Source organism: Proteus cibi (genome assembly GCF_003144405.1).
Taxonomy (GTDB): Bacteria; Pseudomonadota; Gammaproteobacteria; order Enterobacterales; family Enterobacteriaceae; genus Proteus; species Proteus cibi.
Map to the genome: position 1 here is coordinate 1 of NZ_PENW01000013.1, position 16381 is coordinate 16381.

Genomic DNA, 16381 nt, shown 5'->3' on the forward strand with positions numbered 1-16381 from the left:
ATGAGCCTCATAATTTGAAGGAGCCCGCCGTATGTCCCCAAAAATAACCTTTTGGCGAATTTTCCCCAAGCTTGTCTCACTCTTAATTATCTCTTTTTTCCTTTCCGGTTGTGCCAATGCGAGTGCTTGGAGGACAAAACCGGAAAACTCCATATTGGGAGCGGGGCTTCAAGGCTATAACCACACACAATTTGAAATTTCAGGATTTTCAATTAATGAAGGTTACGGCAGTATTGGCGGCACAGTCTGTTGTGTGATGATCCCCGAAAAATGGCGCCCTAATTTAATCGCACATATTCAATGGAAAAAGGTCGATACCACAAAATTCCCACCACCTCCTGATTTTGNCGAACCTTGTAGTGTTAAAGTCCATTTTTTACCTTGTGACGAAGTGAAAATCACCACGTCTTGCTATAGCTATCACGATCCTGAATACCCAATCACTGAACCAATGAAAATGAAGGAGCCCACTGTATGTTCGAAGAAATAAAAGCAGAGCCAGTTTGGATCCCTAATCACTTCCCCGATAAAGGTCGGTTAAAATTAACGCAACAACAAATAGAGAACAACTATAAAATACGAGAACAAGAGAAACGAAATCATAATTCCAGCCTTGTTAGTGTAAAAAATAACTGCTGTCGTAATTTACATATTAGTTTCTTTTTCGATGGCACCAATAATAACCGTAAAGCGGATATGGCAATTGAGCCTAAAACCGCTACTAATATTACCCGTTTATTTGAAGCTACTAACGAAGACTCTGAAGATAAAGCTAAAAAAGAAAGAGAGTATTTTAAATACTATATGCCTGGAGTTGGTACCGCCTTTCCTGAAATAGCAGAATATAACTTCACTAATATGGGCTTAATATTTGCAACTGGCGGAGAAAATCGTATTAATTGGGCATTATTAATGTTAGCAAATACATTAATTATTGCTTCAAATCAAAAGGAATTAGTAACGTCTGAATTACGTACTCACTTAAAAGATATGGCAACCCCAACATATCTTCCTATTAGTGGTAAAGGGCGTCGCCGTGCCGTTATCCACTCTTTAGTTAATAAAAAAGAGATTATTGAAGGATTACAACTTAAACCTAACACATTAACGATTAAACTTTATGTTTATGGTTTCTCTCGTGGTGCGGCGGAAGCAAGAACCTTTGTTAATTGGGTAACGCAACTATTTGATACCCCAGAAGGAGCCGATAAACCTGTTCAAAAATTATGTGGTATTGATGTAAAAGTCGAATTTATCGGTATTTTAGATACCGTACCCTCTGTGGGTATAGTGCATTTGGCACCTTTCTTTTCGGGTCATATGGATTGGGCAAATGGCACTCAACAACTCCCTAATGAAAGGCAATTTCCTCGTTTTATTAAATGTTGTCGTCATTTTGTTTCTGCCCATGAACAACGTTTTTGTTTTCCATTAGACACAATAAGACGTCCTTATGTTTGGGATAATAAAGATAATAAACATGGTTATTATCCTAAAATACCTGATATTGAAGAAGTGGTTTACCCCGGTGTTCACTCCGATATTGGCGGGGGGTATTTGGTCGGTGATCAGGGCAAGGCATTTGAAGACCCATCCATGTTAGTTTCACAAATCGTCTTACATGATCTTTATCTTTCAGCATTTCTTACAGGAGCACCATTAAATATTACTGGTACTTCACCTAAAAATAGTAGTGGGAAAGTAATGTGTAATAACATTACGAGAGAGATCTATGAACTTTTTGAAATCAACCCAATTCTAATTCAACGCTTTAATGCTTGGCGAAAAATTACATTAGGGTTACCACCAGTGGCTGCTACTAATTTCTCAGGAAGCTTCAATGCTTGCCGTGCAAATATGTCATTAGAAAAAATCGTCGAAAAGCAGATGGCATGGATGACGGCTTGGCGTATTGATAGATATGCCGATATGAATCTTTTTAATCAAGATTTTTATAAAAATGCAGTCCAGCATGGCACTGAAAAGATAAAGACAGATAGAGAACAATGGAATAAACAAAAAGATAAGAAAGAAGAACAACAAAAAGAAAAAATAAAAAATGGTACAGACACCATATCACCAGGAGATCTTGTGGGACCTCGTATTTATGAACCCATGCTGGGTAAAACACAATTAAGAGAAGGCGCTGAAGAATTTAAAGCGGACTATTATGATGAACGAAGAGAAATCCGAAATTGGAAACAATTTTCTGTCGATAATTTACTAACGAATATAATGTGCTTATTAAATACTGATGATGAAAAAGCTGAATATTTTTATATGAAAAAAAGTGGTGATGATATTTATAAAAAAGGTGATGGATTTCCTCTATTTAAAGAAAACAATACGCCAGATCCCGAGGAATTATTAACAAAAGATTTATTTGATAACCAATTTCATGATTCTCGTGCTTGGTTTATGCATGATGCATTACAATCTAGAGAACCTTGGGCAAGCTATTTTAGCTATCGAATGATTTATGCGGGCAGTGAAACTAATAAATTTTTATCACCTGTTGCAATTGCCGGAAAAATCATTGGTGTTGCCACATTTATTGGCGGTATGGCGTATGTAGTTAAACAAAAGAATATTAAAAATGCATTAGGTGCTTTTGCCGGCACATTAGGCGTTATGTCAATGGAATATGAAGTGGTAAATGCGGTAACTGGATTAACATTACCTATTAATCCAGAGGATGTTAAACCGACTAAAAATGCAGGGCCTGTACAATCAATTGCTGTAGCCCAATCAGTTATTGAGCAAACACAAGGTGTTATTAATAGTTTAACTCAAGTTATTGATACAAAAAAAATCTTACAGATTGCTTAAATTATTATTAACAATCCTATTTATTTAAATTCGGTCTTTAAAAAATCAGGAGATTTTTCGTGAGATACCCTCCGCGTTACCCTGAATTTTCACAAGATAAACCAATAAATTGGAAAAAGTTATTAAAATGGATGCTTATCCTTATTGGTTTATCTTTATTTTTTACCAATGTTATTTCATCAAACAGTAAAGTAGAAAATAAATATTTTATTTTAATATCCAGCATTTTCATTCCCATTTTTGTTTCATCATTTTTATTTTTAATTTATCTTTTTTTAAAAACATTAAATAATCACAACAATAACTTATTTAAAAAACAATTCGATGATGATAATAAAAAATGGTGGTTATACCATAGCGCTTCAATCCCCATAAAAAACGCAATTATTATCGGCTCTCTTGGTGAGAATCAACATAAATGGCATCAAGTTTTAAAAATTAGACCTGTTTCACCACTTCCTATAATAGAAGATGGTCAAGAGCGCATTCCTTGCTCTGCACTTATCGGAAATAAAAAAAATAGAGAAGAAATGATGGCTAAATTACTGGCAGATCATTTTATAAATGGAGAAGAAAACAACATAGACAATATTAAAATCGATAATATTTATTGGAAAGGGAGTCAATCCAGCCTAAATGAATTTATTGAGCATCTAAAAAGTCACCATATTTTACCACCACTAAAAACTATATTTATTGACTCAGTAAACACATTAGATACCATTATTGATAATTATTATCTTCACTATAAAGCTAAGTATTATAACCTTGTTGGTGGTTCTAATATTTTTGATGATATCAATACAGGTAGATTGGCTGAAACCGGTTTTTTATGGACAATATTTCCAAATAAAGATGCTTACTATTTACATCGTTGTGAAGTATCAAATAATGAAAACACTAATGAGTTAGCATCTCAAATAATGAAATATTCAGGGATAGAAAACTCACCAGAAGTAAATATATCTATTGATACTCAAGCATCTTATTCTTTTTTATCAACACAACTCTATTCAGCCGATAATATCGTACAAGATTACTTTGGTAACAGTAGTTGCTCATCACCATTTTTAGCTATTTCATTTTCTGTTCTACATTGTATGAATAACGACATTAGTAGCTGTGGATGGATTTCAGGATATTATAACGATCAATATATAGCAGGGGTTATTCATAAAGATGAAAATCAATGATAAGCTTTCTTCAACTCGGGATTTATTTATTATTTATACTGTTATTCTTACAATATCCCTTTTTACATTAAGTATACTTTATTATCTTTTTGGTAATGAGATCTTAGAAACAGATTACTCCCCTAAAGAAATTATATTTTTTACTTTTTCCAGTTGGATAGCTTTATTATTAGCTTTTCCATTTTTTATTTATGGATGGAAGAAAGTTATTCCATTACTCAGTAAACCTTTCTTATATAATACAAAAACATTACCAGAAATAAACAAACAAAATAATTCATTTATTGATGATATATTTAAACAATATGGTCATCGTAATTCAAAAAATTTAATACGCATACTCCTTATCGGCACGCCCCTTTCTGTCGAAAAACACACCCCTAACCTAACAACAGATATCTGGCAAGAAAACAATGGCACGTTGCTTATTTATGGTGGTGATATCAATCAAAGTATTGATGAAAGTTTAATTCAAGATTTAAAACAACTGCGCCGACGTCGTCCGCTTGATGCGGTTATTTGGGTCTCTGAGAACAGCTTATCGCAACAACCGTTGGGTCATTCTTTATTTAATCACTTAGACCCAGCCAATACAGACACCGCAAGCCGTTATTTCCACCAGCTCTTTCGTCAATTACGCTGGCAGGCACCTATTTGGCTATGGAGTGTCAGTAATAACGGTGAAATAATTACAGATGAAACACCTACAGTGCTTTATTCAGTCCCCTTAAAAGCCACTTCTGAAACACTTTCCAATGACTTAAAAACACTTTTACCTGCATTAGTGGAACAAGGTACACACGCGGTATTACACAATCAAACACACACTTATTTATTGGCTTTAGCCCGTTTTTTACAGCATGAAGGATGCGAAAAACTCGCCAATAGCTTGACTCCGCTATTATCGGGTTATCGCTCTTTACCGTTTGCTGGCATGCTCTTTAGTACACCCACTTACAATAACGTGTCTGCAACTTCATCACAAAATAATCAATGGATTTTAAATCACCATTGGAAAGCACTCCTTACCACAAATTCACAACTCCCCTCGCAGCTAAAAGCCTCACCTTTGGGGCTAAATTCAAAACGCATTTTACAATATACTGTCGCAACAGCAATGACGTTGTGGGGTATTGGTATGGTGGTCTCTTACTTTATGAATCGCCAATTAATTACCCAAAGCCAACAACAAGCGCAATTAGCAACGGACAATCATCAATCTGAATTGGCTCGCTTACAAGCCCAATATGGCTTGCAACAAACCTTAGGGTTATTGAGTTATCGAGAACAGAATGCGGTACCATTTTGGTTACGCTTTGGCTTAAGTAGTAATAGCTCATTACTTAGTCATCTCTGGCCAGTTTATAGTCAATCCATGTTACCGTTATTACGGGATTCAACTCAGCATCATCTTGAAACTTATCTTCAAAGCTTTGTGCAACTTCCACCTGAAAGTGCTGAACGCATAGAAGGCGCTCAATCTGCTTATCAAACACTGAAAGCCTATTTAATGATGAGTGATCCGTCTCGTATCGAACCCACTTTTTTTACTGAAAGTGTACTCAATATTTGGCGTCAAAATGAAGATCTAAAAGAAGGTGAATGGCAAACATTAGGCACAGAGCTATTAACCTTCTATGCCTCTCAATTACCGTATCATAATGAATGGACTATCAAGCCTAATCGCAATTTAGTCGCCGGAAGTCGCACTATTCTTATTCGCCAAATTGGTCAACGTAATGGCGAGTCTGCGCTTTACCAAAAAATCTTACAACAGGCACAACATAACTTTGCAGAGATGACATTAGATGATATGACGGGGGATACCGATGTCAGTTTCTTACTCAGCACCTCTGAAACCATACCGGGTATTTTTACGCGTAAAGCCTGGGAAGAATCGATTGAACCGGCGATTAAAAAAGCCGTTCATGAAAGACGAGAAGAAATAGATTGGGTATTAAGTGACACACAAAAAGAGACGGAGATTGATATCTCACCTGAAAAACTGCAACAAAATCTCACCGAGCGCTATTTTAATGATTTTTCGGGCAGTTGGTTAAGTTTTCTCAATGGCTTACAGTGGCGAGAAACACAAAATTTATCCGATACGATTGATCAACTTACACTCATGAGCGATGTCAGACAGTCCCCCATTATTGCGTTGATGAATACGCTTTCTTATCAAGGTAAAACGGGTCGTCAGCAAGAAAAGCTCGCTGACTCTTTTGTGAACTCCGCCAAAGATTTATTAAACAAAGAGCAACAACCGATAATTAGCCAAAAAGCAGCGTTCACCGGGCCTCTTGAGCCTGTTTTTGCACCAATACTGGCTTTTACTGATCCGCAATCTTCAGTACAAAATAGTGATGCATTAAGCCTTCAAGCCTATCTCACACGTGTAACGCGAGTGCGTTTGAAACTCCAACAAGTGGTTAATGCACCTGATCCACAAGCGATGTCACAAGCCTTAGCCCGCAGTGTATTTGAAGGAAAAACGGTCGATTTATCAGAAACACAAGACTATGGAAGTTTAATCGCCGCGAGCTTTGGTCAAGAGTGGAATGGCTTTGGGCAAACACTGCTTGTACAACCCCTGTCTCAGGCATGGCAACAGCTATTAGCGCCGACTTCACAAGGCATCAACACCCAATGGCGAAATGCGATTGTGAATGATTGGAATAGCGCCTTTGGTGGACGTTATCCACTCAAAAATACACAAAGTGAAATCTCACTGCCTCTTATGGCGCAATATTTACGCCCTGATAATGGACGTATTCAACGTTTTCTTGAGACTCACCTTAATGGTGTTTTACATAAAGAGGGGACACACTGGGTACCCGATACCACCAATGCCCAAGGCTTAACATTTAACCCCGAGTTTTTAAAAGCCTTAGATAAATTAAGCTACTTAGGGGATGTGGTTTTTGCGAATGGTGAAGCACGTCTTTATTTTGAATTACGTCCGGGCACATCACCAAATATTATGCAAACCCATCTTATGATAGATAAACAGTCTCTTATTTATGATAACCAACAACCACAATGGCAACGTTTTGTCTGGCCAGCGGATACCGTTGCCTCTGGTGCATCACTGAGTTGGATCACAACCAATACAGGCACACGTATTTATGGCGATTATCGTGGCGTCTGGGGCATTATTCGTTTATTGGAAGATGCCAATATCACCCCTTATGCCGGTAGCACCAGCAGTTATTCTGTCAGTTGGAAAACCTTAAATGGACAATCTCTTAACTACACCTTAAGAACAGAAATGGGTGATGGTCCAATTGCACTCTTACAACTCCGTAATTTTGTGTTACCAGAAAAGATTTTTTTGGATTAAATAAAAATCACATCCCTAATATCTCAAAAGGAAATACGCTCACTATGTCCTTATTGGATACCTTAATCTCATCATGCTTTGCTGATGATACAAACAAAGTGCAACAACTTGCTCAACAACAAATCAGTTTATGGGATCGTTGGCTATTACCCATTACGCCTAATCAACCTGTGGGTGATGATCCCTGCTATGAAGATGACTTTGAGCGCATGAAAGAAGAAGTCAATAAACTCTCAGGTGCCGATACGGAGCTCATTTGCTTACTTGCTGAAAATTTACTGCTCAATTCCTGCAAAGATGTGCGCGTTGTAACTTATTATATTTGGGCTCGCTTGCACAAAGAAGGTGAACACGGACTTGCCGATTCTTTGGGGCTTTTGGCTGGATTGCTTATTCGCTATCACGACACATTATTACCGAGCCGAGCCACTAGTCGGAAATCAGCTTTAGAGTGGTTATCGGGGCAACGCGTTTTAGATAGTTTATCGCTTTATCCCGAAGTCGATCATAATGAGTTCTCTCGTATTATCGCCTTATTAGCCACCCTCGAAACAGAGCTTGAAACATGGAATGAAGCTGAAAAACCACAATTAGCAGGATTATATCAAGCACTCGAAAAACGCCTAGCTCAATCAGGCGGAACAAATTCATTAGTCCCACAAAATATTAGCCGAACTGAACCCACTTACAACAGCCCCACCTCTCCTTCGATTTCACAGAGCACACCAATAGAGACCATACAATCAGGTCGTGAATTATTAGATCAATCCAAAATGCTCGCTAATTATCTACGTAATCAATCTAATGGTTGGTTAGCAGGTCATAGATTAATGAAAGTGGTGAGATGGGATACGCTTCATCAACTTCCGCCACAAGATCAGCAAGGTTGTACTCGCCTTTCCCCACCAAGAACCGATGCAAGGGCACAACTTAAGCGCCTCTATTTACAACAAAGTTGGGGTGAACTGGCGGAGCAAGCGGATAAGCTTTTTGCAGAAGGTGTTAACCATTTTTGGTTAGATGTGCAGTGGTATCTCTATCAAGCACTTAGTAAATCCCCTGCACCTTGGAATGCATGGTCTGATATTATAAAAAACGATTTAAAACAATTTCTTACCCGACTTCCTGATTTAGAGAAACTCTCATGGGAAGATGGCACACCATTTGCCGATGAAGTCACATTAAGTTGGATAAAACAACAGGTTATGGAAGAAAACTTTGATGTCATGCAAGGGATATCAAATCATGACCCTAATCAATCTGAGGATCAATCAATACTGGCATTAGAAACCGAAGCTATCACACAAGCTGATAATGAAGGTATAGATGTTGCATTAAAATGGCTACAGCATCGCCCTGATATCAGCACTTCAAGACAAAAATGGCTATTAAACCTTATCATGGCGCGAATAGCAGAACAATTTGCTCGCCACGATCTGGCATTAAATTTATTACGCGAACTCGATAAAAAAGCGCTTTCTATGTCGTTAACACAATGGGAGCCCAATTATATTTTTGAAGTGAAAGCACGACAACTTCATCTTTTCCGAGCAAAAATTCAACGTAACACCTCAGATAAAACCCGTATAGAACAACAAATGGAGCTGTTACTCAGTGAATTAACTGCTATCGATCCCGTTCGCTCTGCAATTTTATATTCCTAATCTTTTACTCGACAATTCAAGGTATCAAATTAATGGATGATTTAACCCTTCGCTATTTTGATGCAGAAATGCGCTATCTTAGAGAAGCTGCCAAAGAGTTTGCACAAGCACATCCCGATAGAGCGGCAATGCTCGATTTAGATAAAGCAGGTACGCCCGATCCTTTTGTTGAGCGTTTATTTGAAGGTTTTGCTTTCTCAATGGGGCAATTAAGACAAAAAATTGATGATGATTTACCTGAGTTAACAGAAGGTCTTGTCAGTTTATTATGGCCTCACTATTTACAAACAATTCCATCATTATCCATTGTTGAATTAGCCCCTGATATTCAAAAAATGAAAATGACGGATAAAATACCGGCTCAATTTGAGGTTCTTTCTCGCCCTATTGGTCCTAAAAAAACGATTTGCCATTATCGAACAACACAAGATTTAACGCTTAATCCAATAAAAATTGCTGCTGTAAATTTAACTACCGAGCCAGATGGACGTTCGGCTATTCGGTTAAAATTTAAATGCAGTGAAATGATTAATTGGTCTGAAGTGAACCTTCATGCACTCTCATTTTATTTATCTGGCGATATTCCAACAACCAATGCACTGCATTTAGCATTAACTAAACAAGTTGCCAAAACCTATCTAAAGCTTCCTCAGTCAAAAGATAGAATAGCAATCCCTCTCTATTTCTCACCGGGAGGGTTTAAGAATACAGACACTCTTTGGCCTAAAGGAGATACCACATTTAGTGGCTATCAATTATTACTCGAATATTTTTCTTTTCGTGAAAAGTTTATGTTTGTTTCACTTAATGGATTAGATGATATTCATTTTCCTGAAGAAACATCTGAGTTTGAATTAGATATTGTTCTTAATACATTGTGGGATAACACTCTTACATTAAATGAGGAAAATATACGTCTACATTGCGTCCCCGTGATCAACCTTTTTAATATAGAAGCCGATCCACTGACTGTTAATAGATTGGAAAGCGAATATTTATTACGACCTCGTCGAGTTCAAGATGGGCATACTGAAATCTATAGTGTTGATAACGTATATGGTTCTCAACGTACAAATGAAGCGGTTTATGTCCCCTTTACTAGCTTTCGTCATCGTGGTGGTATGCTACGGCATAATGCACCTGAACGTTATTATCACACCCGAGTGAAACGTGGTGTTGCGGGTCTTCATGATACTTGGCTTATACTAGGAGGGGAACAACAAGAGATTGATTTAGCAACTCAAACAGAAACCCTATCATTGCAACTCACTGGCACGAATGGGCAATTACCTCGCAAAGCACTGCAAAGTACCTTACTTGATAGAACAGAACAAACCTTACAAATCCCATTAACGGTATGTAATTTGTGCAAGCCAACACTTCCTCTTTATCCTCCTTCAGAAGATCGCTTCCACTGGCGAGTACTCAGTCATTTAGGCTCTAGCTTTCTTAACATGATGGATAATGCTGAAGTGCTACGAGGCACTCTCGCACTTTATGATTGGCGAGATGATGATATGAACCATAGAAAACTCGATGCCATTATTCATGTCGAACATCATTTAATTGAACGCTTTGAGAAAGGTTTTCTACAGCGAGGTATTGATATCGAAGTCACGATTGATAGCAATGGTTTTAATGGTGAAGGTGATATTCATTTATTTGGTGAAATGCTTAATCGCTTTTTTGCACTTTATGCTGATGTTCATCTTTTTAATCAATTAACACTGATTATTTTGCCAACAGGAAAACGAATTCAATGGAAAGAAAGCCACAACCCACAGCTACCTCGCTAATTGAGACGTTAGGCGAACAATTACCTTATGTGAATTTCTATCGCTTTTGCCAATTACTTGAAAAATCCAACCCCGAATTACCTGAATTAGGAAGTTCTCATGATCCGAAAACTGATCCTATTCGTTTTCGCCCACATCGTGGTATGGGGTTTCCTGCCACAGAGATCAAAGGAACTGATCCCCTAGACAAATATCGAAAAAGCACAATACCAAGCTTACATACAACTTTTATGGGACTTTATGGTATTACATCACCACTGCCAACAACTTACCTTGACGATATTGCACAATACCGCGATGGTACAGATTCACTTACTGACTTTTTAGATATTTTTAACCACCGTCTTACTACCCAGTTTTATCGTATCTGGCGCAAATATTCTTATCCTGCGACGTTTGGAGAAGGAGGATCAGATAAAACATCGCAATATCTTTATGGCTTAATTGGTTTAGGTATTCCAGGTTGTGCTAATCATGTGCAATCACCTTTATCTCGCTTTTTAGCGCTATTAGGGATCTTACGTTTACCAACACGTACAGCCGAAGGTATTAGTGCATTAGTAAAATTATTAGCACCATCAACAAAAGTCAGTATTGTACCTCATGATCCCCGAAGAATTGCACTCGACACTCCCACAATCATGTCGTGCTCACAACCTACAACATTAGAAAATAAACCCGTTTTAGGTCGTTATGCTATAGATGTAAATAGCCAAGTATTAATAAAACTACACACTGAAAACAAGGAAGAAGCAAAAGGTTGGTTACCTGATGGCTGCATTTATCAGGATTTTATGGCATTACTTCGTGTTTATTTGGGATCAAGAGTTAATGCGAGGCTACGTTTAACATTACCTAGACATTTATTACCTGATGCAACATTGAGTACCTCTAAAAATCAAGGGGTACAGTTAGGTAGAACCGCTGTTATGCGACCTCACAGCCAGATTAAAAAAACGCGTCCCACGTCTTTTATCACCATTGGACTTGGTTTCTATCAATATCTAATACCCCGCACTCAACATTATAAAAGTGATGAATATGGCAATTATCAATTTTAAATCGCAAACATTTATTTCTTTCGCCCGCCGATTAGCACTACTATTTATCGTAACGTTTGCAATTGTAGGCTGTGGTTTAACTCAAACCATCAGTGATGGTACTGTCTCTTTAACAAAATCTATTTTTTATAAACAAATAAAAATATTGCATTTGGACTTTACCGCAAGAGAAGCACTTAATACTGATGATAATGGTTCATCACTTTCTGTCATTGTTCGAGTATTTCAACTAAAATCAGCAGATACTTTTAATAATAGCGATTATCTTTCACTGTTTAATCAAAATGATGATGTTTTAAAAACCTCTTTATTAGCACAAAAAGATTTACGTATTCGCCCGGGTGAATCTATTGCTCTCGATATGCCAATGGAAAAAGAAACTGAATTTGTCGCAATTGCTACCATGTTTCATACACCTGATGAAGCTAAAAACAACTGGCGAATTGTTATTCCTAAAAACGCACTCGATCCTGATAAAGCACGTAAAATTGTACTTGCTGAAAACACATTAATATTACGACCTTTGGATAAAAAATAACGATGTCACAACCTTCTCTCTATGAAATGCTAACGGGTTATTTTTCGGGAGGATTACCTGTTGATTCTATATCAGAAGAAGATCAAGTTATTCTTTCTGTTATGGATAATATTCGTCGAATATTAAATTCACGAGCAGGAACATTAAAACATCTACCTGATTATGGGTTACCTGATATGAGTAAAATAATTCAAGGACTACCTGGAAGTTCACATAAGGTAATGTCTATATTATCAACAACATTACTAAAATATGAACCTAGAATAAAATCAGTCACGCTCGGTATATTACCTGAAAATGAATTTGGAAAATTATGTTATTCTTTAGATATTGAGTTACATGAAAGAGGACTTATACGCTATGGTACTGAATTTTCACCTGATGGAAGAATATTTCTTCACCATTTAAAAAAGCAATCTTATTTATCATAATGTTATTTCTTGCTATTTATTCTTAATTTTCTTTATTTAGATTTGTTTTTATATTATTAAGATCGTCAGAGACCTTGAGGAAAATATGAATTCTTACTTAGATTCACTTTCAATTGGAAGTGATCCTCGTGTATTTAATCAATTTATTGCTATTAAAGAAGAACTTGATAAACGTTTTCATCCAGCTCGCCCAGATATTAATTGGCAATATGTCCATGAATTATGTATTTCTTTATTTAATCAAAATGGTGTCGATCTTCAAACCGCCTCTTGGTTTGTTGTATGTCGCCAGAATCAAGCTGGACTTGATGGTTTAAATGAAGGACTTTACCTTACTCATAAAATATTGACCCAACATTGGCAAACGTTATGGCCAGTACAAACACATACTCGTATCAATATTCTTTCGTCCTTAAGTCAACAATTAGTTTCAGGTATTCGTGGAACAGCTTTTGTTTATTCTGACTTGCCTATCCTTTATCAAATTGAAGAATTATTAAAAAGTATCAATCACCATCTTCAAATATTAGAAATTAAACATCTTGTCCAATTTGATTATCTAGAGAATTTAATTATTTCTCAAGCTAGACAATTAGAAAATGCAGACACTTTAGACAGTAATTTTAATTCTCCAGAATTACCTTCTACTATCAATAAAGAAGATGAGATACCAACTAAAATGATCGATGCCATTTTATCTACATCATCTACCACGCTTAATACTAATGAAAGTATTGCGTCACCCAAAACTTATATATCCTCCTCCATATCACTGCAATCCCCCATAAAAAAGACATATCGACAAGAGCTATGGCGCGGTGTTTTAATTGGCATACTCACCAGTAGTTTATTCTTTTTTATCCTATTTTACTTTTGGTTATCTGAATTAAAAAATAACTATCTAACAGATGCTTTTCCTTATATTCCACCCATTAATTTTCACGCTCCCTCTCTGATTGATCAACAAACTGGAAATAGTAAAAATATAGCAAAGACGCTCAATGCTGAGCAGATTGAGGTGATCCAACAACGTTTAGATGAACTCACATTACTTTCTCCCACATGGGCTCAAAGTTATGGTCTCGAAGTCATCAGCTATTTAAACGATCAGTATGACGATAATCCAGAGCTTTTATCGTTTACACAGCTTTGGAAAAATAATCTAAAAATAAATGCCACCACGGATGAACAACTCAATCAATGGTCTAAAGGTATGACTGAACTTGATGGATTAAGTCAAAGATTAGATAGCTTTGATGGCAATCCTAAAAATTACATTACAGGCTCTGAATTAAAATCTATCATTTTCAAAGCTCGCCAACATTTCAATCAAGCTAAACCTTTAGAAGAAGAGCTACGCTTACTTGAGAAACAACCAACACAAAACTCAATTTCAGACTATGAGTATCAACAAATAGACAATCATTTTAAACAATTATTAAATCGATATTCGTTATTACGTTCTAAATAAGGAAACAATATGTGTTTGATTAGGCGCTTAATACTTATTGGCTTTGTTAGATTATTAAGGGGTTGTCTTATAGATTTATCTTATTAAGCCATAATTGTAGACATAATTAAACTATCATATAAAGACAAAAAAGAATAATCCTCATTATATTCAAAAAAATGCAAGTAAAATCCCGTATATTTAATCAATAAAACGATAAATCAATTAACAAATTAATAAGATTTATCTTTATTACAAATACGTATTAATAAAAAACGTCTTACTTACATTCTGTTTCAATTACCAACACTAATAAATATTAAATTTTAATAAACTAATTGCAATCGGTTTTGTTAATTATTTATATTTTAAGGTGTTTAAATGAATATAAAAATGTTTGTTATTTCATTAGCATTAGTTTCTTTTCACGCACAAGCATGGATTATTAATGAAAATAATCCACCCGAGTATCAATCTTTTAAATCAAATTATTCTGATATGATTGAGTTAGCTAATAAATCGCGTTTGCCACATCGGGTATTCTATACTTCACCAAGCACAGGTAAAAATGCACTATGGTTTGATGCTGTAAAACAGGGTGATTTAAATGAAGTAAAAAAGATGCTTGCCAATGGCCAAGATATTGAAGCAAAAGATACAGGTAGCTTAGACCAAACAGCACTAGGCTGGGCTGCATTTATTGGTGATGAAGAGATGGTTGATTATCTTATTTCTCAAGGTGCTAGTTTATGGGCTACAGATAAAGATAATGTTTATAATGTCTTTAAGTCAGCCGTATTAGGAAACAATGTTAATGTAGTCAAAAAAATTCACACCCTAATGAGAAGCGATATAGAGCTCAATAACCAAAAGGTAGAAAGCGATGGTGAAACATTTATTATGATTGCAGCCAGTAATAATCGCCTTGATACCGTAAAATACCTTATTTCTGAAGGCGCTGATGTTAATCTTGTTACGACAACACAAGATAACTCATTGTTTTCTTATAATCACAGTGCGTTAAGCTATGCTTGCCAAAATAATCTTAAAGATATGCAGAAATTATTGATTAAAAACGGCGCCATAAATCCTATAACAGGTACAACACTCTGCCATTAAATACACAAAAGCCATCCTCAGTAAGATGGCTTTTGTGCTATTAATTATTGAGCTTTGAAAAATAGAATTTTAATTAAAACAACTAAAAAATGACTCAATATATTTATCAGAACTCAATATTAAAAATATAATATACCAATGCTATTTTAAAGCTATTTTCTTCTTTCTAAATATAACTATTTCACTTGGTTGAGTTATCGACTGTTTATCCTCAAAAACCATAAAGTCTGTTTTTTTAGCCTCTAAAATAAGACTTTGAGGAGTAACACCAAGTATATAAGAAATAGTAATCAATTGATCTACAGTTATTTTTAAATGCCCATCCTCTAATTGAGAATAATGTAGTATACTTATTCCCAACCTTTCAGACATCTCATTTTCTGTTATTTTCAATTGTCTTCTTATCATTTTTATTCTATTCCCAACTTTGGTGTTAATCATCCCTTACTCTCCTTCTTTCACTAGATGATTACATCGATAAAACACCGAATTATAGTTTATAAATCATCAAACGATAACCTTAAAACACTTAACCATTAGTTATGGAATAACCGTAACATTACTTATTTTCACTAATTCTGTTAATAAGGTTATTCCGATATTTAAAATTTAAAATAATTTACATTTCTATATGTTATTTTAATATACATCATATTTTGATTGGATTTTTAGTATTAAATACTAAAAATATAATCAATATATCAGTAAGTTAGATGATTTTCAGTTTTAATTTTCAAGAAAAGTTAAAAATTTACAAAAATAACATTGAAAATAGATTTTATTATTAAAAATATATATAAATATTTATTTAAACAAATCCATCTTAATTAATGAAATTTAATTTTCATCGTCTGTTTTTAAATTACTGATGAATTTTGTCATTTATTTTCATTAGCTTACAGTTTTATCAGAATAAAACACTCGTTATTTATTAAAAAATCACACGTATAAAAATAT

The 16381-nt window shown here is 35.5% G+C and carries 12 protein-coding genes; 11 read left to right on the forward strand and 1 reads right to left on the reverse strand.

From position 1 onward, the window contains the following. The first annotated feature begins 31 nt into the window (after positions 1–31). The 11 genes from DK865_RS07375 (at position 32) to DK865_RS07425 (ending at position 15424) form a co-directional block, all read left to right on the forward strand. Entirely contained in the window at positions 32–490 is a 459-nt protein-coding gene (locus tag DK865_RS07375) for a DUF3304 domain-containing protein (RefSeq protein WP_109391564.1), read from the forward strand. Further along, complete coding sequence (locus DK865_RS07380) at positions 475–2829, forward strand: T6SS phospholipase effector Tle1-like catalytic domain-containing protein (protein ID WP_109391565.1); 2355 nt, start codon at positions 475–477, stop codon at positions 2827–2829. Before DK865_RS07375 ends, DK865_RS07380 begins: the two co-directional genes overlap by 16 nt. A 59-nt stretch (positions 2830–2888) precedes the next feature. Then, positions 2889–4022, forward strand: coding sequence for a hypothetical protein (locus DK865_RS07385; protein WP_109391566.1), 1134 nt, complete (start codon positions 2889–2891; stop codon positions 4020–4022). Then, entirely contained in the window at positions 4009–7365 is a 3357-nt protein-coding gene (locus tag DK865_RS07390; protein ID WP_109391567.1) for an ImcF-related family protein, read from the forward strand. Before DK865_RS07385 ends, DK865_RS07390 begins: the two co-directional genes overlap by 14 nt. Before the next feature lie 44 nt (positions 7366–7409). Further along, entirely contained in the window at positions 7410–9029 is a 1620-nt protein-coding gene (tssA, locus tag DK865_RS07395) for a type VI secretion system protein TssA (RefSeq protein ID WP_109391568.1), read from the forward strand. A gap of 32 nt (positions 9030–9061) precedes the next feature. Next, positions 9062–10825 carry a type VI secretion system baseplate subunit TssF gene (tssF, locus tag DK865_RS07400; protein WP_109391569.1) on the forward strand — a complete coding sequence of 588 codons (1764 nt, stop codon included), beginning with the start codon at positions 9062–9064 and terminating at the stop codon, positions 10823–10825. Beyond that, positions 10789–11886: a type VI secretion system baseplate subunit TssG gene (gene tssG, locus DK865_RS07405; protein ID WP_109391570.1), complete on the forward strand. Its 1098-nt coding sequence runs from the start codon at positions 10789–10791 to the stop codon at positions 11884–11886. The genes tssF and tssG overlap by 37 nt, the downstream gene beginning before the upstream one ends. Next, the gene (tssJ, locus tag DK865_RS07410; protein WP_194295185.1) at positions 11861–12424 is read left to right on the forward strand and encodes a type VI secretion system lipoprotein TssJ; all 564 of its coding nucleotides are present in this window, start codon (positions 11861–11863) and stop codon (positions 12422–12424) included. The genes tssG and tssJ overlap by 26 nt, the downstream gene beginning before the upstream one ends. A gap of 2 nt (positions 12425–12426) precedes the next feature. Beyond that, entirely contained in the window at positions 12427–12855 is a 429-nt protein-coding gene (tssE, locus tag DK865_RS07415; protein WP_109391572.1) for a type VI secretion system baseplate subunit TssE, read from the forward strand. Positions 12856–12940: 85 nt separating this feature from the next. Next, on the forward strand, positions 12941–14326 hold the full coding sequence (locus DK865_RS07420; protein ID WP_109391573.1) for a VasL domain-containing protein: 1386 nt from the start codon (positions 12941–12943) through the stop codon (positions 14324–14326). A 360-nt stretch (positions 14327–14686) separates the two neighbouring features. After that, complete coding sequence (locus tag DK865_RS07425; RefSeq protein WP_194295186.1) at positions 14687–15424, forward strand: ankyrin repeat domain-containing protein; 738 nt, start codon at positions 14687–14689, stop codon at positions 15422–15424. Between the two features lie 141 nt (positions 15425–15565). On the opposite strand, the gene DK865_RS07430 is transcribed toward DK865_RS07425, so the two are convergent. Beyond that, positions 15566–15865 (reverse strand): helix-turn-helix domain-containing protein, encoded by a 300-nt coding sequence (locus DK865_RS07430; RefSeq protein WP_023583740.1) that lies wholly within the window; start codon positions 15863–15865, stop codon positions 15566–15568. Positions 15866–16381: the final 516 nt, after the last annotated feature.